Here is a 19,309-nt window from a genome sequence, read left to right on the forward strand (position 1 = left end):
ATCCACGCGCGGCGTGGATCCGGGCCGGGGCGGAGGGCTACACCCTCCGCTCCATCTCCACCGCGTCGATCCCGGCGCCGTGGCCATCGGCTACCACCCGTGTCACCTCGAACCCCAGACCGGCGTAGAACCCCTGGGTGTGCTGGCTGGTGCTGAGCGTGATGCGGGTGATGGACGGATCTGCTTCAGCCTGGTGCAGGCGTGCCAGCGCCAGTTCACGGCCGATGCCGCGCCGGTGCAGCGCGCGCTCGACCATGCCCCAGCAGAAGCCGGCGCTCCCATCGCCGCAGCGCAACAGGCCACCACAGGCCACGATGCTGCCATCGCGCTCGATGACCTGGAATGCACTGTCCGTGGCCTGTTCGCACAGGAAGCGTTCAAAGTCGCTGCGCTCTTCGGGCGCGAAATAGGTGGGTACGTTGCTGTCGAAGATCGACAGGCAGGCGCTGGCATCGGCGGGGCGGTAGAGGCGGAGTGTCATGCACCCACGATAGACGATCGTCAGTAGATCCACGCCATGCGTGGATTCGCTGCCGACATACCCTGCATGTTCCCGCCTACGCCGAAATGCCGGCCAGCACTGCGTACATCACCACGAAGCTGACCAGGAACAGGTACACGCCACCGATGAGCAGATAGCGCAGCACGGTCAGCGCCTTGTTGCCGCCGTACACGCGCTGCTGCATCCACAGCAGGTAGACCGGAACCGCCAGCCACAGCAGTGCGTACAGCCACTGGCTGACCGCGGCAAAGGTGGGCGAGGCGAAGGCGGTGCCCAGGCCGGCGATGAGGAAGGTGGCCAGCAGCACCATCATCAGCCAGCAATGGCTGTATAGCGCCACCACCAGGTGTTCCAGGTAGCCCATCGGCCGCGGGATGTAGGCGATGCGCAGCACCAGCGCGAACACCGGCATCAGGAAGAACAGGGCGCCCGGCAGCGCGGTGAGGATCGCCTGCATGTAGAGGTCGGCCTTGCCACCCATGCGCTGGATGTTGACGTTGCCGTTCTGCAGGCGCTTGTTGAGCCATCGGTTGGCGAACTGCGGCCAGCCCTTGAGCACGATGGGATTGCTGTCCGCATCCCAGGGTTTGCCGTTGATGCTGTAGTTGAAGAAGGTGCCATAGCCGCCCGTGGCGGTTTCAGCAGGGGCCGCAGTGCCGGTGCCATCGAGCTCTGCCTTGCGCTGTGCGGCGGCGGCATTCACCGCAGCGCGCGCCATGGCGAAGCCGGCGTTGCCGCTGGCCGGTGAGCTGGCCTGCTGGCGCTCGATCATCGCCACCTGTTCCGCGCGCGCGGCTTCGACCTGTTCAACCGTGGTGGCCTTGGCGTACACCGAATCGCGCCCGCCGCCCACACCGAAATCGTCGACGTGCACGAACAGCTTGCCGACGAAGAACGTGAATAGCGTGAGGATCACGAACAACCGCAGCGGCTGCACATAGCCCACCCGGCGACCCTTGAGGTAGTTCAGCGCAATGCGGCCCGGGATCCACAGATCGCGCAGCGTGCGGAAGATGCGTCCGTCCAGGTGCCAGAACGATTCGAACACTTCCTCGATGGCGTGGCCGACATGCTTGAGCGGGTTGTGCGCCGATTGCCCGCAGCGATGGCAGTAGTGGCCGTGCAGGGCGGTGTCGCAGTTCTCGCAGGCGGCGTGCGCGTTGTCGGTCGAGCTCATGAGCGATGGGCCACGCGTCGGATTGAAGGCGCCTACGATAGCGAATTTTCAGGTTTCGTTCAGTTTTGTTTGAAGGCCGCGGGAGTGTGGAAGGCGACCAGGCGTATCCACGCACGGCGTGGATCTACTGAAGGAACAAGCCCCTCTGTTGAGTGGCTTCCCCGACAGGGGCGGGGAGAGGCCGGCAAAGGGAGGGCCCGTTCGTTGCGCAGCAACGCATGGGGCGAAGCGCGCGCAGCGCACTTCGCGTCCCGCGCCAGATAAATAAAAAAGGCCACCCGAAGGGCGGCCTTTTTTATTTATCTGGCGGAGAGAGGGGGAAACAGTACCTTGACCGTCCCGCCTAGCTCCGGAGGCGTCCACAAACCGGATTTGTGTCCTGTGGTGTGTCCTGGATGCTACCCAAGTTCGCACTATGATGCGAGCAGGGGGGCGGCCTGGAGTTGGTCGGATTGGGCCGTCCTAAAGATCCCCGCAGGCGAGCCGCTATCTATGAGGGCCTCTAATCAATGGGTATCTTTAGCTGGCGTCCTTGACCCGGCGGAGTTCTCGGTCGATGAGACGAGGCCGGTCTATGCTTGGCAACAGAGGGGTGGACTAGAAGGAAATACCGGAATGCAATTTCGGATGTGGTCAGCAGGAGTGCTTTTTCTAGGGTCGTATGCCCCGCTGGCCTTTGTACTGGCGGCGCAAGACATCAAAAAGGCGCTTTGGGGAGAACCCGTATGTGGTTGGAGAGGACAGTTTGATTGCGAACTACAGATCTTCGAGCACCCTTGGGCATCCTTGGCTGCAATATTGGTTACATCAGCCGCACTGTGGCTGACGATGTATTCCATGAAGGCTGTCCGACTGAAGAGCGAAGCTGAGGTTCTGTCCGCGAAGCCCGTTCCGAATGACCTGATTAATTATGTTTTCCCCTACGTTGTGTCATTCATGGGGTTGAGTTACGGAGATCCACAGAAGTTGGCGGGATTCTTCGTTTTTCTTGTGCTCTTGTTTTTGATTACGTATAGGTCGGGGCAGATTCTGATGAACCCCGTATTGATTGCTTTCGGCTGGCGACTGTATGAGGTTGATATTGCTGTCGGTGGGAAACAGGTCCGTAAGACCGTGCGCGCGCTGAAGCAAGGAAAGCTGTTGCCTGGCAAGCAGCTTATTGAGGATGTTCAGGAAGTATATTTGATGGGGGACCCATGAGCGATTTGGCATTGAAAAGCCTCAAGGCATTTGACCTCGCCGGGTCAAACGTGTTCCTTTGGGTGTTTAAGAGGAGCGCTGGCACCAAGAAATTCAAGGCGTACTACATCAAGACGGATCCAGTCCTGGATAACGCTCTCAAGGGTTTTGCGGAAAATGAGAGGGCCCGAATTAACGAGTGGATTCCATATGGGCATCTCTCTCAGCCCACCGATGATGGATGCCTGACTATTGCTGTGGGTGATACCGACTTTCAGGTTCTAAAGGATCTCGTTGACGAGCCGGAGTCTGACCATGCGACTAATGATCTTAAGAAGCTCAAGGGCGCTGTCGGCTACTTGGTGAAGTTTGTAAAGGGCGGGCAGACTCTCTACGCCACGCGGCGCACTCCGATGACGTGGAAGCCGATATATATAAAGAAAAATGTAATTAATGCCATTTTTAAGAACGGTCAGTTGTCGGCCGTAGCGGGTGATGAGTTCACTCTTGAGCCCCGATTTGACATCTTTGCCTTGGATGGTGTTCTTTTGGTGTCGAACAAGAAGGGCTTTGAGTCAATGATGCAGTATCGAGCCGGTTATGCTCAGGCGTTCGAAAAGCTGAAGTTGGAACCTGCCTTCTCCGCTCTCTTTACTGACATGCAACCGCTGTTGGACTATGTTGGCGAGAATGGAACGCATCTAAAGAGGATGACGGTTATTCAGGATAAGAATCTCTATTCCAATCCAAAATATTTGAAGGCGCTCAAGACTGTTGCGACGAAGCGGAAGTGGGGCGTCGCTTTCGATAAGGCGGGGAAAATTATCCCGACCGAAGAGACCGCCAAGGTCATCATGACATTGCTGTTGGATCACCGTCTTGTTAGTGAAATCACCGATATCATGTATGACGTTCCTGATGGAATTCCGGTCAAATGATGTAGTGAGTTAATAGTTTGTTGACGATTTTATTGGGTGGCCTACTATGTTTAGAGGAGGCCCTTTTATATGAAAAAGAATTGTATTGAATCGTGGTTGCTGTCGCCTAAGGTGTTTGACTTTAGATATTTTATTCTCTGTGCCGTCGCGCCAGTTGCGCTCCTTGCGCCAGAGTCGTTGTTGTTGAAATTTGTTCTGGTAATAGCTGGTTCTGCACTTGGTATTTTGGCTTGTCGTCTTAACCTAAGGGGGTATCCCGGCTGTGATAAGGTTCCTGGAAAATGAGTGGGTGGTTGTTGGCTTGACGGCCCTGATATCTTTCGTGGTTCTTATGTTTTACATCGGGGTTGTGATTTTGAAGCGAAAGAGGCTTCACATGGGGATGGGCTCTTTATTGGTTATGGATGTTTTTCTTTTTTTTGGATCAATTATCCTGATCATGAAGTCGATAGCATTCATGCTAATCGGGAGACCGGTGGTTATCGTGTCATCGGATTTCATCTACCTGTTTATAGGGTTGATGGCATGTGTGATTTCGTCGGTTCGTGGCGCGCTGGTCAGGGTGCAAGCGACTTTGGGTACTGGGGATTCTGGGGGTGATGATGATGGTGATCCCCTTACGCAGTAACCTTGGGAAATTGATGGCATCTGGTGGATGCGGCCCTGCCTCGGCAGGGCTTTTTTATGGCAACTATCAGAACACTAAGGCTCGTTCGCCTTAGGCTGTCTCTGGCTTAGGTGCCAGGCTTACGGACCACTGCCCATTCTCTTCCTGCTTGAGTGACAGGAGATCGTAGGTTTTCACCATGTTGAGAAGACCGGAATGCCCATAGATGCCAGGGGAGAACCCGGAATCTGCTCGCTTCAGATAGGAGCCTAAGGAGTTGAGGCTTACCTTGCCCTCCGGGGTGCTACCGGCAAGCAGTGAGACAGCCTCGATGACGAACCGAGGACGGCGCTTTGGGAGCGGAGCGCTGCCGGTGGTCTTGGCTTCGCTACTGTGGTCAGCGGGATGCGGCGGGTCCTGAAGATCAGGCGGCTCTGGCGATGAGGCTTCTTGGGCGGACCACTCGAAGAACTGATCGCAGGCATTGCGCAAAGCATCGGGAGTCTTGGCTTCGCCGACGATCAGAACTGTAGCCCCGCGCTCACGGAGCTTCCTGCAGAGGTAGGCAAAGTCCGAGTCGCTGGTTACCAAGCAGAAGATATCTGCGCGCTGATCGAAGAGCGCTTCCAGGGCATCCAAGGCCAGCGCGATATCGGAGGTGTTCTTCTTCGCTGCGTATTGGAACTGAAGGCATGGAGTGAAGGCCTGGCGAACCAAGGCCTCTTGCCAGGAGTTGCCCAAGGTAGTTCGATTGCCATAGCCCCGTCGAAGCGTTACGCGCCCGGCCTGTGCCGCCATGAGGAGCGCGAAATCCACGATCTCGGGAGCAACGTTGTCGCAGTCAATCATTACTGCGACGGTCGATTCCTGCGGTTGAGCCATGAAGGTGTCCTATGTCTTTACGCTGGTCTAGTTCTAAGTCCAGGCGCAGCGCGTCTTGGTCGGAAGGCAACGCTCTCGTGTCAGGCTTGAAGTCTGGCCGCTAAGGCGTAGGTCGGGCTCGGATAGTCGGCGAACAGCTTGATGCGGATAATCGAAGCGCTGGAGCCATCACCGCCCGTCAATGGAACGTCTTGGAGAAGGTGCAAGCACTGACGATCAGATGGAAGCGGATCCTGCTCTGTGCAACCTATCCAGTTTCGGGCATCCCAGCGCTTGCCAAGAATGATGGGCACCAGTGGGCTCTGCTCAATCGGGAAAGCACCGTTCACCGCGACCTGGTAGCCATGAGCAATCTTGGCTAGCATCCGAACGAAAGACCAGATGTCCATCCTGTCCTGAAACTGCATGCCTACAGAGGTATGCGCGCGAACTATCTCCCCCTCGCCAAGTCCCATGGTTAGCGTATCCATGGCGGAGACCTCTATCCCCTCTGCAGAAGGATCGGGCGGAAATTTAGGGTTGAGGAAGCCTGGGAGAGTGAGGACGGGGAGGTGCATGACTTTGACGCTTTGATCCCAAGGCAGATCGTGTTCAACCAAGGAATTGTCGGCGCGTATGAAGATCTGTTTGATCGATTCCGTGGCGGGCCGTCGATGAGATTTTCGACCCTTTATTCCCAAAGACTGGCGGCCGCGATCCAAAAATCCGCGAAGCACTTTCATTTCAAACTGGGACGTAAGCTTTGCACACGGATCGCAGCTTGAATCTGGCAGCACGAGAGTTCCACCAAGGCCCTTCGGCACGATGTGCTCTTCGGTCAAGCGCCCTTGTGTAGCACCACAATAGATGCAGGCGCCAACTGGCTTGAAACGATGGGTAACAGGTGCCCGCAATCGAGTTGAATCCATTTAGCTACCAGCTCCTTCCGGGACCAGAAATGTCAGGGGCACGGTTCGGCGGCGTCCTGGCCTTGCCCATAGGCCTCGAATGTATCCCATGTAGCAAGGCTAGTCAGCGTTGAGGCTGGACTATCTCCCGGCTGGGCTGATGCTGCTTCGATGCTTAAGGATAGAACCTCTTCTTGTCCTTCAAGCAGCGCTTGAACTGCCCCTTGGCATAAACAGGAAGCACTACCGCAGGCCTGTATTTCTCCAAGGTCTCTATCTGCTTCCTGCGCATTACGGCGGGCTTCTTGTGGAAGTAGGCCTCGTGAAGCACCGGCACACGCTTGCTGACAGAGTGGCCGGTGATCAGGGCAATGTCTTCGTCAGGGACGTTCTGATGGTGGAGCTCTGTCGCGATGGTGTGTCTGAAGGCATGGAAACCAACACCTCTAGGAAAACCAAGCTCCTTCATGTAGCGGCTGAACTGGCTAAGTGCAGCTAGGCTGTAGCGAGCATTGGTCTCACCGGTCTTGCGGTTCACGCCTGCAGAGAGGTGTGGAAAGAGGCGAGGGTGTCCACAGTCCCTGATGTCATCCATGAAGTCCAGGAAGCCTGCGTCAAGAAGCGGCTTGGGGATGGGGATCGTTCGGATAGATGCCTTGCCTTTTAGGCTTTGCCGACTCCTGAGCCGGGTCCGGTGCGCCAAGTCAGGATCCACAGTCTTCTGGATGCGGATACACCAGACATCGCTCTCCTTGACGATGTCGGCCACCTTCAGCTGAGCCACTTCGTTAATGCGTGCGCCCGTATACAGGCCAATCATGGGAAGCCACCAGCGATGCGGATACTTGCTCGCCCAGGGAATGAACGTCTTGGGGTCGAAGATGCGCCGTAGGTCGTCTTCATCAAAGAGGCGCTCAGGCTTGTTGGGATCGGTGACCAGATCCTTCTTGATCTCGGCAAACGCAGCCATCGGAGAGGCGTCGATGGCTTTGGTCTTGACCAGCTGATTGAAGAAAGAGACCAGGAAGCGTCGATGTCGTTCGAGCGTTGCAGGGGCAAGCTGAGGAACATCTAGCGTCTTGCCGCAGGCAATGGCTTCGTCATAGCTGATCCCTCGATAGGCGGGGTCAGAAAAGAGGCCCGGAGGTGACCAGCGCATGAGGTCCCAGAGGCGATAAATGTGGGGGTGGTCAATGCGTGAGACGGGGATGTCGCCGCAGGTCATTTGGAGAAGCCGCAGGGTTCGGGCTGTGGAGTCGATGGTCTCCTGGGCGAGGCAGCGCCGCTCTCTATCTCCCAGATAGTCCTTGATCTCTACGGACAGAAGACGGGCAGGGTGGCCTGCAGAGAGTGGCTCAAGGTAGCGCGTGCCTGCGGCATTGATGCGAGGGCGTCGAGAGCGCTCCATAGCCGCGTTGAGGATCTCTTGCGCGTGGATCGCCGCTTCGCGTCCGGTGATGACCAGCTCATCAATTCGGAAGCGCCCGATCCTGATGCCCTTAAGGTGCAGCGTGTCATCGGCGTCTGGATTGAAAGGGAAGTCTTGAAGGAAGTTCTTTACTGTTTTTGGCACGGCACTGTCTCCTTGGATGATGAGAGCAGTGCTAAGGCCCGGCTTTGATTCGTCAAACGAGATCTAGAGTGTTGCCGCGTTGCTTAGGCATTCGCCGAAACGTTGGAATTAGCGCGAAAACTTTTAGAGTGAATTAGTGAGGTGTGCGTTGCGATGCGCTGTGGCGCAAGGGTTTGCCTTGGGTGGCCGCCTCTATCTTGCAGTCATTTCTGTACTGTACGATTTTGAGTGTCCTTACGCCTAAGCGTGCTTTCTTACAGAATAGGCATGCAGGATATTTTCGAATTTGCGACGGGCATCACCATCCTCCATTCTCTTTGTTGGGTCGCCTCGCCCAGGCTCTATGGCAAGTGGCAACCCCGGTTAGGTTGAGTGGATGGGACTGCGTCCCTTTCGGGTCCGGACCGGTTGTCTAGGGGGAAAAGACCGTATAGCTTGTTCCCGGTGGATGGGGCAGTGGCGCTTAGCGTCCAAAGCTTCCTAGCTACCTTCTCTCTTTTTGCTACCAATTTCAGGTTTTAAGAATGACCAAGCCGTCACTCGATTCCATTGCCTCCGCCAAAGCCAAGCTTGCTGAAGAGCTGCGCAAGCTTGAGGAACAGGAAGTTCAGCTTCTCCAGGAACAAGCCGCTGATGCCTTCGCAGAAGTCGCCAACCTCGTGTCCCAATACGGCAAGAGCTTCTCTGCGAAGCAGCGCGCCGAGATCGTCAGCATGCTGGCGACGGATGTCCCTAAGAAGGCGGGAAGTGTGAAGAAGGAAGTCGCGCCCAAGTATTGGCTCCCACACACGGGCGAAACCTGGAGCGGCCGAGGCAGAACTCCTCGTGCGTTCGCTGCCTGGGAAGGGACTTCCGCTTACACAACTTGGAAGGCTTCCCATCCCAACGAAAAGTTCCCGGCGTTTCCGGGTTGAGAAGACAGAAGCCCCGCGATGCGGGGCTTCTGGCTAGCGGATGCTGTGTTTTCGCTCGGATACTTCACGCCTCATTTATGACCGGCAGATAGCTTCTCGGCCACCTCAGCCCAGGTAACCTTCTTTATTATGGAAACTCCGGGTCTGTAGTCGGCGAAATAAACCTCATTGTCTGTGCTTGTCAGTTCCGGGAGAAATTTCCCTTCTTCGGGAAGGTGCCCGGTTCCGTAGCGACCCGAAGAATCAATCATTACAGCCGGCCTTCTATCTCCGCGTCTAAATATAGTTTCTATGCCGTTCTTAATTGCGGTCATGTCTAAATTAACTATTGCTAGTGGTCGAAGAGTGTGATGTACCGGATTTAGGAAAGAGTCGACTGCGTCCGCACATAGGCGAAGTGCGCGGAGCAAAACTGGAAAAGAAAGCTTCTCCAGAATTGTCCTAGTGCTGCTCTTCTCGGATTCGCGCGGATAAAGGGCTGCCAGCTGTTGCAGATAGTCTCTCGCCTCGTCCTTTGCCCGATCTCCTATCTCATTATCTTCCGCACGCTTCATTAGAACGAGTACAGTCTGTTCACAGAAATGAATTGCGTTACTGCTGGCCTCCTTAAGCTCCTTAAGCTCCTTAAGCGCACCCGCTGTAGTCTGCGACTGTGAGAAATACTCGTAAGCAAACCCAAGGCTAAGGCCCAGGATGAAAGAGTCCGAATGTATTTCATGGTTGTCGCCTATTAGGTCCTCGTGGACCCACGCGACGATTTTATCAATGTGATCTTCGACTTTGGTGAAGTCGTTGGTTAGCGGCGGCGGCGGCTCAAGATCATCGTAGGATAGTGAAAGCTGGGCTAGCTCGGCCATCAGCACTACTGCTTCAGGCAGGATCCATTTAAAGCGCGCCGAATACACTGTTAACGATTCTTTATTGCGAGATTCTTCCGAATCTTGCAGGATAGCGTTCATGTTGACGCAGGTCGTCGCCAGCGATCCAAGGGTGATTCCCGCCTCTAGCAGGTCGCGAGATAATACCTTGCCTTCGGCGAATGGTGGCCTGTCAGTCATATATTCGATGAGCGGGACTGCAACTATCGGGTCGCGCCAATCAAGTTTGGATTGTGGTAAGAACGTAAGAAGAATATTGCGAACACTTTTCTGAGATATGAAATCTCTTGCGAAGTCCCCGGGGGCGCCCCAGAATTCATAAATCACTGGTTGGGATCGTAGTCTATGCGCGCTAACTTTCTGCTTCCAGTTGCTGTGATTCTCAATCTGTACATCATATTCTTCGGATAGCAGATCTATTGAGGTCTTAGGGATTTCATAACCTCCTTTGGGCATTGATCCATAGGATAGATCGTTCTCTTCAAGGAAATAAGAGGAAATCTTAGAAACCTTTGAGCGTTCATTCGCAGACGATCTCGAAGCGAAGACCCCGTAGTCGAAGGTGCACAGTGTTATTACCCATTGCAGTGGGAATGGGGATATATCTCTCCAAAGCAAAAGAAAGCCATGGGATCGCATGCGGTCCCCGCTTCTGGCGATCATATCAATTGCTGTTTGGATGAGTCTTGGAACTTCGATGTCGGTTGAAAGCGATTCTTGCTCGTTCTTGTCATAGAGAACTAAGTCGTAGCATTGAAGCGCATCGTCGGGGATGGTTGTGGAGCCAGTGAGACTCCAGGCTTCCACAATCTTGCAGCGAAGTTCTCTAGGAACTGCGTCGTAGTCGAGACTGAGCGCTAAGCACTGCTTTCCTGCCCAAGTTGTGAGGCCTGCCAGCCCGTGCGACATGAGATCTGACCAGTCCTTGGCAACTAGGACAAAGCAGATATCCATGTTGGACAAGAACGGGAAGAAGTTCTGAAGTTCATGCTCGTAACCTGCCAACTCCGAGATGGCTTGGCGCTCCGGCCCCTTGTCACGCTTTACTTCGAAGAGAACTATCACCCTCGACTCGGGGTTGTAAGCAATGATGTCAGGTCGAAGCACCTCACCCTTGTCTAGTGAAATGCTCCTGTCTATCGAAACTATTTCCAAATTGCGGAGCTGTTCCAGCACAAAATTTGATGATCTAGCGCTTGCCAGTCGGCTTGCGTAGTCAATTGAGAACTTCGGTATTACGTAGGGGTCGTCAATTGCAAGAGTGACTTCCTCAATGCTCTCTTTACCTAAAATTGTCTCATGTAATTTATCAGACTCAATCAGGTCGACCAGCCAATTCGTAACTTCAGCTTCATTGCTAAGCTTTCGGCCCATCGGGGGCTTGATCTTCTTTGTTTTTGCCATCGTATCCTCCGTGATTTGATTGCGTTCCTAATTGATTTAGACCTTTGTAGCCTTCCAGGTCCGAAGGTCGAAAAGTAAAGCTGCGTCACCGGATCTGTTCCACACAGTTCGTCCAAGGTTCCAGTAAAAAACGTGTGTGGTGGTCCCTTGATCGTTCTCAAGTGTTGTGCTTTTGCCGTTTCGAGTTGCGAGCTGTATCCAGTCTCCTTTCTTTGCGGATTTCTTTGGAAACCAGAAGAGATGACGAAGCTCATTCGATATGTGATTCTCGTCCGTATAGGTGGTGTCACAAACGAGGTAATAGCTAAGATTTTCTATGTCCTCTGTTACCTGGATCCATAGTGATTCCTCTTGAAGGTTTCCTTTCGAATGAACGCTGTGCACATTTAAGCTGCTCATTGCAATCCTCAGTAGTCTGACCTGGCCAACAACAGTGTCAGTGATTCTTTTGCGCAGGCCTAGCTTATTAAATGAATGAAAAGTAGCTTCGTTGAGAGTGTGGGCTTTCTGCTGGCTTCTCGGTTCATTCAGAAGAGTCATTCCTGTCGGAAAGCTTTCTCAGGAGCTGTAGTGCTTCTTTTTGGCGCTTGGGATTAAGCTGAGACAGCACCAGGATGGCCTCAGCTACAACATCAGATGCAGCAAGGAAGTAGGCCGCAGGAAGTTCTAGAAGCTCCGCGAGCTTCTCGATTGTCTCCAAATCCGGCTTGTGCATCCCTCGTTCATATCGGCTGATCCGAGGGGCCGTCGTATTTGAGTCATCTACTCCCATGAGCATTTCGCCTAGCTGAGCTTGGGTCCAGCCTTTGGCGACGCGTGCTGCGCGTAGGCGATGGCCGAGGGCTGTAGGCGTGGGCTGAGGTGCTGGCATCCGGTAAAAGCAAACACGTTGACTCTCCAGAGTTTGACGGCATAAGCTTAGCTGGTCATTTGCGTTCAACGCAAAATCAACTTGGAGGCTGTCGTATGGATATGAGGCACTGGGCAGTGGTGGGTCTCTTCGCGTTCGCTGCTTCTGCCGAGGCTGCGCAAAGCTTGTCGTGCCAACTGCAGAGCGGCCAGTTCAAGGCGGGTGGGGGAGGGAAGCCGAAGGTCTCGGAGTTCATCTGGGCGACGGGTCATGGCTCAGCGATCCCCACCGGTCCCGTGCGAACAAGCATTGGTCGGATCGACCCCGCCGAGGGCCGGGACTACAAGCTCGCTATCAAGCTTGATGGCAAGCCGGTGCTGCTGCCTGCCGAAGCGCATAGCGTCATTGGCTTCGGCAAGGTCTACAACTTCGGAAGCGCTGTTGCCTTGGCTTACCTCGGCGAGCGCGATGAAGACTCGTCCGCCCAGCCCAGCCAGATCGTGATCGTCATCAACAAAGCTGGGTCAGTGATCGATAGCGAAGTCCTGCCTGGCACTGCAACCAATCCGGGCAGTCACTGCCTACTCATCGACTGATCAAGGAGCTGACATGAAGAAGCTTTGGACGCTTTCCGCCGCAGTGCTGCTGGCCGCCTGCTCGGGTGGCCCTGGTAGTGGCGATGTTGAGAATGCGCTGACGGCGTATTTCAAAGAGGCAACAGGCACGACGATGACGTTTGAGCACTTGAAGGTAGGAAACTGCGTGCGTGGGGACAGTCCGGGCTACGCGTGCAGTGTCACTGGAACGGCCCGCTACCAGATCGGCACTCGCATTGAGCAGCAGCAGCTCGTTGGCACCTTCGTCATCGACAAGGTCGATGGCACTTGGACTGTCGTAGACCGCCGCTGAATTCAAGTCCACCACCAAGCACTGGCTAGGAGGTTCAGATGTGGATTTTTTTCAACGTAGTCCGTTGGCTTATCACGGGCGTGGCCCTGTGGTGGCTCTGCAGCGTGGTGTTTGAGGAGGGCACTACCGCTGAAGGGGCAGTCTTCGGGCTGATGCTGTTCGGGCAGCTTGTCTTCTGGCCCCTCTTGATGCTGTGGGGGCTGCCGTGGCTGCTCCGTCGCCGCTTTGCCCGAAGCAAGCGCCAATCGATATTCTGATTGCGGTTCCGACACCTGGATGCTTTTGAGCCGTCTATCGATTGAAGGGAGGGCAAACGCCCTCCCACGCCTATCGTGTTTGAAGCTTTGGGATGAACGCTCAGCTTGCTGAGCTGACTATGGCGATCTATGGCCGTTGGGGGCCATCGGCTGAGGTAGATGAGGCCCGTCTCAAGCCTCAGTGTCCTCAGGAGCGAGGTGCGACCAAATCGCTTTGACAAGGGTTTCCAGCGTGGGGGAGCTAACTCCTTTGCCTTTCGCACATGCCAACACCTGATGCATTACTTCCGGAATCTTGTGTGTGTCCTTGCTGGGGGGGAGCCCAAACGGTTCACATGCCTCTGCCAAACACTGCTGATGCAGCTCGGTGCCAAGCTCTGAGATCAGCACTGTTTCAAGCGTGTCATCAAAGTAGGCATAGTTCTTGGCTATCCGGGTTGAGAGCGGCTCATCGTAAGTAGCGTTAGCGTCCGCTAGATGAAGCAGCGCTGGGTTAGCGCCTGCTTCCTTCTTGTTCAGATCGCAGTCCCATAGGATGAAGGTCGGGATTTCCAGCTCTGTGAATACAGCATAGGGCCGATCAAGGTTCAACTTCCCCTCAACAGGCAGAATTGCGATGCCCGCAGCATGGAAGTCAAGGCCGAGCAGCCGCGCGCATGCTTGAAGCGCAGAACGGTCGCTTCTTCCTTCAACCAGGACGACGCCGTTCGCGAAGAAGCCCTCCGAAAGCTCAGTTCCAAGGATATGCAATCTTGGGGTGAGAGTTGCAGCTGTCCAAGACCCAGCGGGCTTGTTGTTTGCTCTCTCAAGTCGGGCGGCGACATTGTCTAGACTCAGCGATGTGAGCTGCGCATGCTTGAACTTGCTGTCAGTCGACTTTGCTCGCCGGGTAAGCCGCACTTCATTAGCTCGCTCCATTGCAACGAACATCGGTGAGTGAGAGCCAAAAATGATCTGTGTGGGGCCGGTCGCACCAGGTAGGTTCCCGGTGCTCAAACCTCTCAAAACGCTTGCTAAGTGACGCTGCTTAGTCGGATGTTGGTAGAGCTCCGGTTCCTCGATTGCCAGGATGAGGCTCGGGGCCGCTGTCGGTGTAGTCGAGGGAGCTTCCTCCTCCGATTTCCCCTCGGCAGCGGGAGTTTGATGGCTAGTCTTGGCCAAGTGCTGTAAAAGCGTGAAGACAAATGCGCGCTGAAGGCCATGACCTTGGCGATCCACGGGTCCGCCGAAGCCTTCATCACTCAATGAGACATCTGCGGCAGGCAAGGGCACAGCGATATCTGCGACTTCGCGCCACTTTAGCCCCACTGCAGCGTCCCGATACAGGCTCTTAAGGTCGCCAGTTAAGCGGGTTGCGAGCTCGCCAAGTTCCGGCATGTTTGCAGGCTCAACTAGAGCGCGATAGCGCGTCGTCACCTCTTCCTGGAAAGCTCGCACATCCTGTCTTTGAAGGATTGCACTGCGAACAACGATCTCCAGTAGCCTTCCAATGGCGCTTGCTTTACCGTCAGCGGCGTCAAGTGAGGCCTCTCGAACTGCCGGAACAAAGACGAAGCTGGTATGACGTTGAAGCGCGCCTCGCCCCGCGTTCTGGAACCCGAAGAACTGACCATCGTCCCTCAACAGGGTCAAGGCATCGGGATGCTCTTGCTCCCACTGGAGGAGATACCCTTCAATCTGTGCGGCATTGGTCGCGCTGGGAAGGCTGGTGTAAGTGGCGTTCTCTTCCTTGAGAGCCTTGTAAGCGGCCCGCTTCTCAGTCGCACCACTGATGGCGCGGATGGGAGAGAAGTCCGGATTTTGGAGCGTCGAGCCATAGTAGCGACCTGACGAGGACGTTCCATCGAAGATCCTGGATACAGTCAACGTGCCCTCCCGAACTCTACTCTCGAAAGTCTCCTGTTCGGCGCTACTCAGTTCCCCGAAGGTCAACTCGATCTCTACTGGCAAGGTAGTGTCACGGCCGAAGTAGTCATCCGGATCCAGCGCTTTGCTGGTCGAGTAGAACTTCTCAAGGGCTTTCAGGATGCTGGATTTTCCGGCGCCATTGCCACCGATCAGAGCTGTGTGCGCCTCAAAGCTGATGGAGATGTCGCGCAGAGACCGGAAATTCTTGATACGTGCATTTAGAAGTTGCATAGCGCAGGGCATCCTGTCCGTGTGTGATCTCGCCCTATCGGGCCCTAGGGGCGACCGCGAGACTAAAGCTCGCTGTAGATCGTCAGCATGTCCCGGTCTCCTCTCTTGTAGCCAGTTCTGGGGGCGTCTGACCGGATTTTTGAGACATGTGCCGAGAAGCTCTTGTCGATGAGCATCAGCTTCCAGCCTGCTCTTTCGCCGCTTACCGAGCCGCCGCTCACTTGGTAGACACGCATGCAGAGTTGACCGGTCTTGCTCGTGCCTACCGCATGGACTTCCACCAATCGCGAGAATCCGTCATATCGAAGCTCAAGACAAAGCCCTTGCTCGATTGCCAACAGTGCGGCGTTCTTAGACATGGTTCCTTCCCTCCCCATTTATGTTTCAGACCGTGGGGCGAGAGTTGCGGCCGTCAAAATACCGACAGTCATCTTGGTTCTTTTAGATGCCCCTTGGTCAATTGCACCACATTTGCCCGTGGCGAGGGCACGTATCGAGTCTTAGCCTTAGGTATTAGGGTTGGCCTATTCCTTGTGCAGTGAGCCCGGGATACAATTGGGGCGCTCTGGCGATAGGAACTCAGCCTATCCCTCTATTCGTCACCAAGTGACTTACGCGATACCGGTGTGCGCCATTTGGCTCACCCTGTTGGTTAATGTCCATGCGCCTTGCGCTAGGTAAGCCAGAGCTATGAATAGAGGAGCGATCTTATGAAGAAATTTCTCCGTAAGACCCGCCTAGTTCATGCGTGCTTGTCGTTCCTTGGCGGATTGTTCCGCCTGGTCGCGGCGCTCGTGAACATGGCATCTAACTACTGTCGAGCCAGGGATGAAAAGGTGGGAGCATCGCTTTCAAGTAAAGTCAGGGCGTTGGGTCTTTGTTCCCACACCTGCTAGCAGGGCTGTAGGTGAAAAAATCCGGGCCAGAGTGGCAAAGGCTTGGTCGCCTCCTCCCTTCTACTATCATTTGCGAAAGGGAGGGCACGTTGCAGCACTTCGAGCCCATGCCGATAGCACCTATTTTTTTAGATGCGACCTGAAGAACTTCTTCGGAAGCATCAACCTATCGCGTGTAACCAGATGCCTTAAGCGCTACTTCTCTTACGTTGAAGCGAGGGGGATGGCCAGCGCCAGCGTTGTCATCGCTCCAGGGGCAACGAAGACCATGCTCCCTTATGGCTTTGTCCAATCGCCTCTACTTGCTTCGCTCGCACTTGACCAGAGTAGAGTCGGTGCGTATCTCCGGAAGCTGTCAGCGCAAGAAGGAATCACGGTGAGTGTCTACATGGACGACATCGTCATTTCTTCGTTGGACATCGGCCAGCTGGATAAGATCAAGGCCAAGTTAGGCGAGAAAGCAGAAAAAGCGGGAATTTCCCTAAATCAAGAGAAGACGGAGGGACCTTCAACGCTTGTTACCGTCTTCAATGTCGAGCTTTCTCACAATTCGCTTGTCATCTCAGAGGAGCGAATGGCTGAATTTCGCGAGGCGCTCATGGTTGCCAGCTGCGATGCGGTAGCCATGGGAATCCTTGGCTACGTCGCTTCCGTCAACGATGCGCAATTGAGCAAACTCTACCCCTGATCTTCTAGCCTTCTTCGCAAGGAGGAAGGGCCCCTGCGTTGCGCTCAGTCGTCGCGCCACCTGGCGCAACTTCCGCACTCATCATTGGCGAGCTCTTCAACAGCCTGCTTGATGTAGTCGGTCATTTCAGTGCGACTTTCAAATTCACCTGCGATTTCGCCCCTGGTGAACTTGGTGTTTCCTAGCTTGTATGCTTCCTGGACGTCCCGGTCCCCTTCCATATACGTGTCATCGTGAAGTTCGCATGTCTTCAGGGCGCCAGCCTCGACTGCAATCTGAGTTGCTATGCCCAGCTTCCTTTCATGCTCTTCAAGCATTCTCTTTGCGCCACCCATGACATTCTCCTAGAGGCTGTTGCTGCTTTGTTCGGGGCGAAGGCCGGTTTACTCCAAATGTATGGTCTTGAGTCGCTGCCACCTTTGGGCGGCTCTTTTCCGAAGCGTAGCGCTGCCTATTTGAGAAAACAACTGGCCAGTGCTTTCTCGTTAAATAGCGCGCCCTGAATCAAACGCAAGAGCGCACTTAGGCATTGCCCTTCGGGCAATGCGTGCGCAAGAGGCTGTGCTCCTTGACCCCCTAAAAAGGCGCTTGCCAAAGCCTAAAACGTAGGCATAAAGGCAAGTGCGGGGGCCAGAACAAGGAGCATCAATGGCCATCTATCACACCAGAGTAAAGACCTTCAGCCGTGCCCAAGGGCACGCATCCACCGCCGCCGCTGCCTACAGGGCGGGGCTGCTCATAATCGATGACCGCACCGGGCTCCGGCACGACTATCGAAGGCGTGGCGGGGTCGTTGAGACCCGTTGCCTCGCTCCCGACGACGCTCCTGATTGGGCTTTCGATCCTCGGCAGCTTTGGCCTGCAGCCGAGGCTTCAGAGCGACGCAAAGACGCTACCGTTGCCCGTGAGTTCGAAGTGGCGCTGCCCCACGAACTGAGCAACGAGCAGCGTTCCGATCTGGCAGCAGAGATATCGCGCTGCTTGGTCCAGCGTTACAGGTTCGCTGTCCAATCCAGCATCCACGAGCCGCAGACCGCTGACGGGCTCAACTATCACGTCCATATCCTAGCCACGACCAGGCGTATGGACGCAGAGGGCCTGAAGGACAAGACCAGGGAGCTGGATGGTGGCCCCTCAGGTCGAGGGGAGGTGGAATGGATTCGCCAGATGGTAGGAGAGGCTATCAATGCCCATCTTGCTGCTGCAGGTGTCTCGGCCCGTGTCGATCATCGTAGCCTTAAGGACCAAGCGGCTGAGGCCGCAGAGCAAGGGGATGAGCTCACAGCGGCTGAGCTTTCCCGTGCTCCAGGACTTCATATGGGCAAAGACGCCACTGCCTTGCACCGCCGAGGCATGGATACAGATTTGAAGCAGGGCAATGACGGGATCCGGCAGGCCAACAGCGCCGCTTGGGATCGCGCCGTCGCTGACCTGGCAGAGCAGGGCAGGTTGATGGAACCCGCATCTGATCAAGCAATGCCGGTTGGCCCGCGCGAGGTTCCTTCGCATGCTGCCATCCAATCAATGCTGTCTCCTGGTGGAGTGACTCCTCAAGGTAACGTGGCCAGGGAAGTCACGCCGGTTGGGGCGGTTGCAGATGAAGGGGCGCGGCAGCCGCAGGCCACCGCATCCAAGCAGGCCCTGAAGGAAGTGTTGGAGATGTGGGCGGAGGCGTGGATAGAGGCGCTGCGAGATAGGCTCAAATTCACGCGCAGGTTGCTCCGCAGCAGTGCTGCTCTGATATCCACTCATGTCGCAGCGCCCAGGCTCCGTGGCGACTTGGAAGAACTGCTCGCGCGACTGAAGAAGTTGAAGCGGGATGCTCTTCGCTTCAAGCGTAGGCTGAAATCTGAAGACCGTGCCCAGCACGTATTGGCCCAAGCAGAATTTGCCTTGGAGAACTTCGAAAGCCAGAACCCACGTCCAGGGCTCCTGAATCGCTCAGACTGGTCGCGGCGTCGGGCGCGCCGTGTCAGGGCTGTTGAGCTGGGACGCAAGGAGTATCAACGCGCTCACGAGGCCACTGGCCCTAAGGCTCAGGAAGACTACTGCCGTCAGACAGATGAGTCCCTCTCGCAGCTGGAGAATTGGAGTGAAGTGTTGCTGCGTAGATATCCGGTGGAGGATGCGCCCATTGACGCTCCTGAAGCCCCTATTCCAGCCGACCCCTTGCTCGTAATGAATCCTGTCAGAGATCCCGGAGCACGGTTGCACTGATAGACAAGCGAAGGCCCCGGCGAGCCGGGGCTTTAGCTAACCTCGTTTCGAAAACTCAGTGATAGGTAGGTCCGCGAGTGGGCTTGGACACCGCGCCACGACGCTCTGAGATCATGTCGCTCAGCTGCACCTGGTCACGCTCTACTAGGCTCTCCCTGACTCTCACTGCAGGTTTCAGAGTGTGGTCGTCGGCCGGTGGTTTTGGAACCATGCATCGGTTGATCAGTTCGTCGGCGATTTCCAATGCGTGAATGATGTCCTCGATCCGCTCTTGCGTGTCTCGTGTCCGGTCTTGGGCAATCAAAGGGCATAGCACTCGACTAGCGATAGCCAGCTTTCTTTCTAAGGGCATATGAAGCTCCTAACGTGGGGGAGCTCTCATAAAACCACCATTTGCGTTGATCGCAATAGT

General features: G+C 55.4%; 18 protein-coding genes. 8 read left to right on the forward strand and 10 right to left on the reverse strand.

Going from position 1 to position 19,309, the window contains the following annotated elements:
* Positions 1 to 37 precede the first annotated feature (37 nt).
* Both QZ853_RS01280 and QZ853_RS01285 read right to left on the reverse strand, forming a co-directional pair.
* The gene (locus QZ853_RS01280; protein ID WP_295570085.1) at positions 38 to 481 is read right to left on the reverse strand and encodes a GNAT family N-acetyltransferase; all 444 of its coding nucleotides are present in this window, start codon (positions 479 to 481) and stop codon (positions 38 to 40) included.
* A gap of 76 nt (positions 482 to 557) precedes the next feature.
* On the reverse strand, positions 558 to 1,679 hold the full coding sequence (locus tag QZ853_RS01285; RefSeq protein WP_295570087.1) for a DUF3667 domain-containing protein: 1,122 nt from the start codon (positions 1,677 to 1,679) through the stop codon (positions 558 to 560).
* Positions 1,680 to 2,294: 615 nt separating this feature from the next.
* Between QZ853_RS01285 and QZ853_RS01290 the strand changes: the two genes are divergently transcribed.
* Both QZ853_RS01290 and QZ853_RS01295 read left to right on the forward strand, forming a co-directional pair.
* Positions 2,295 to 2,879, forward strand: coding sequence for a hypothetical protein (locus QZ853_RS01290; protein WP_295570089.1), 585 nt, complete (start codon positions 2,295 to 2,297; stop codon positions 2,877 to 2,879).
* On the forward strand, positions 2,876 to 3,796 hold the full coding sequence (locus QZ853_RS01295) for a Kiwa anti-phage protein KwaB-like domain-containing protein (RefSeq protein WP_295570091.1): 921 nt from the start codon (positions 2,876 to 2,878) through the stop codon (positions 3,794 to 3,796). The genes QZ853_RS01290 and QZ853_RS01295 overlap by 4 nt, the downstream gene beginning before the upstream one ends.
* A gap of 718 nt (positions 3,797 to 4,514) precedes the next feature.
* Here QZ853_RS01295 and QZ853_RS01300 read toward each other — a convergent pair.
* The 3 genes from QZ853_RS01300 to QZ853_RS01310 all read right to left on the reverse strand — a co-directional run bounded on the left by QZ853_RS01300 (position 4,515) and on the right by QZ853_RS01310 (position 7,745).
* A complete protein-coding gene (locus QZ853_RS01300; protein ID WP_074726085.1) occupies positions 4,515 to 5,285 on the reverse strand; it encodes an NYN domain-containing protein in 771 nt (256 codons plus the stop codon).
* 80 nt (positions 5,286 to 5,365) lie between these two features.
* Positions 5,366 to 6,193 (reverse strand): HNH endonuclease, encoded by an 828-nt coding sequence (locus tag QZ853_RS01305; protein WP_295570093.1) that lies wholly within the window; start codon positions 6,191 to 6,193, stop codon positions 5,366 to 5,368.
* A 154-nt stretch (positions 6,194 to 6,347) separates the two neighbouring features.
* A complete protein-coding gene (locus QZ853_RS01310; RefSeq protein WP_295570095.1) occupies positions 6,348 to 7,745 on the reverse strand; it encodes a site-specific integrase in 1,398 nt (465 codons plus the stop codon).
* Between the two features lie 524 nt (positions 7,746 to 8,269).
* On the opposite strand from QZ853_RS01310, the gene QZ853_RS01315 reads away from it, so the two are divergent.
* On the forward strand, positions 8,270 to 8,659 hold the full coding sequence (locus QZ853_RS01315) for an H-NS family nucleoid-associated regulatory protein (RefSeq protein ID WP_074726082.1): 390 nt from the start codon (positions 8,270 to 8,272) through the stop codon (positions 8,657 to 8,659).
* A gap of 71 nt (positions 8,660 to 8,730) precedes the next feature.
* Here QZ853_RS01315 and QZ853_RS01320 read toward each other — a convergent pair whose 3' ends face one another.
* Complete coding sequence (locus tag QZ853_RS01320; RefSeq protein WP_295570097.1) at positions 8,731 to 10,941, reverse strand: hypothetical protein; 2,211 nt, start codon at positions 10,939 to 10,941, stop codon at positions 8,731 to 8,733.
* A 523-nt stretch (positions 10,942 to 11,464) separates the two neighbouring features.
* Positions 11,465 to 11,812, reverse strand: a complete 348-nt coding sequence (locus QZ853_RS01325) for a helix-turn-helix transcriptional regulator (RefSeq protein WP_236509661.1) — start codon at positions 11,810 to 11,812, stop codon at positions 11,465 to 11,467.
* Positions 11,813 to 11,907: 95 nt separating this feature from the next.
* On the opposite strand from QZ853_RS01325, the gene QZ853_RS01330 reads away from it, so the two are divergent.
* From QZ853_RS01330 to QZ853_RS01340, 3 genes are read left to right on the forward strand one after another with little or no spacing between them, the layout of a single operon-like run.
* Complete coding sequence (locus QZ853_RS01330; protein WP_295570099.1) at positions 11,908 to 12,387, forward strand: hypothetical protein; 480 nt, start codon at positions 11,908 to 11,910, stop codon at positions 12,385 to 12,387.
* A 13-nt stretch (positions 12,388 to 12,400) separates the two neighbouring features.
* On the forward strand, positions 12,401 to 12,700 hold the full coding sequence (locus QZ853_RS01335) for a hypothetical protein (RefSeq protein ID WP_295570101.1): 300 nt from the start codon (positions 12,401 to 12,403) through the stop codon (positions 12,698 to 12,700).
* Between the two features lie 38 nt (positions 12,701 to 12,738).
* Positions 12,739 to 12,957 (forward strand): hypothetical protein, encoded by a 219-nt coding sequence (locus QZ853_RS01340; protein WP_295570103.1) that lies wholly within the window; start codon positions 12,739 to 12,741, stop codon positions 12,955 to 12,957.
* Positions 12,958 to 13,128: 171 nt separating this feature from the next.
* Here QZ853_RS01340 and QZ853_RS01345 read toward each other — a convergent pair whose 3' ends face one another.
* Positions 13,129 to 15,096, reverse strand: a complete 1,968-nt coding sequence (locus tag QZ853_RS01345; RefSeq protein ID WP_295570104.1) for an AAA family ATPase — start codon at positions 15,094 to 15,096, stop codon at positions 13,129 to 13,131.
* Between the two features lie 62 nt (positions 15,097 to 15,158).
* Entirely contained in the window at positions 15,159 to 15,455 is a 297-nt protein-coding gene (locus QZ853_RS01350; RefSeq protein ID WP_295570105.1) for a hypothetical protein, read from the reverse strand.
* Positions 15,456 to 15,924: 469 nt separating this feature from the next.
* Here QZ853_RS01350 and QZ853_RS01355 point away from each other — a divergent pair, with 469 nt between their 5' ends.
* Entirely contained in the window at positions 15,925 to 16,680 is a 756-nt protein-coding gene (locus tag QZ853_RS01355) for a reverse transcriptase domain-containing protein (protein WP_295570106.1), read from the forward strand.
* 44 nt (positions 16,681 to 16,724) lie between these two features.
* Here QZ853_RS01355 and QZ853_RS01360 read toward each other — a convergent pair whose 3' ends face one another.
* On the reverse strand, positions 16,725 to 17,015 hold the full coding sequence (locus QZ853_RS01360) for a hypothetical protein (protein WP_217015265.1): 291 nt from the start codon (positions 17,013 to 17,015) through the stop codon (positions 16,725 to 16,727).
* 313 nt (positions 17,016 to 17,328) lie between these two features.
* On the opposite strand from QZ853_RS01360, the gene QZ853_RS01365 reads away from it, so the two are divergent.
* Entirely contained in the window at positions 17,329 to 18,897 is a 1,569-nt protein-coding gene (locus QZ853_RS01365; protein WP_295570109.1) for a MobA/MobL family protein, read from the forward strand.
* Positions 18,898 to 19,309 lie beyond the last annotated feature (412 nt).

Source organism: uncultured Stenotrophomonas sp. (assembly GCF_913778665.1).
GTDB lineage: Bacteria > Pseudomonadota > Gammaproteobacteria > Xanthomonadales > Xanthomonadaceae > Stenotrophomonas.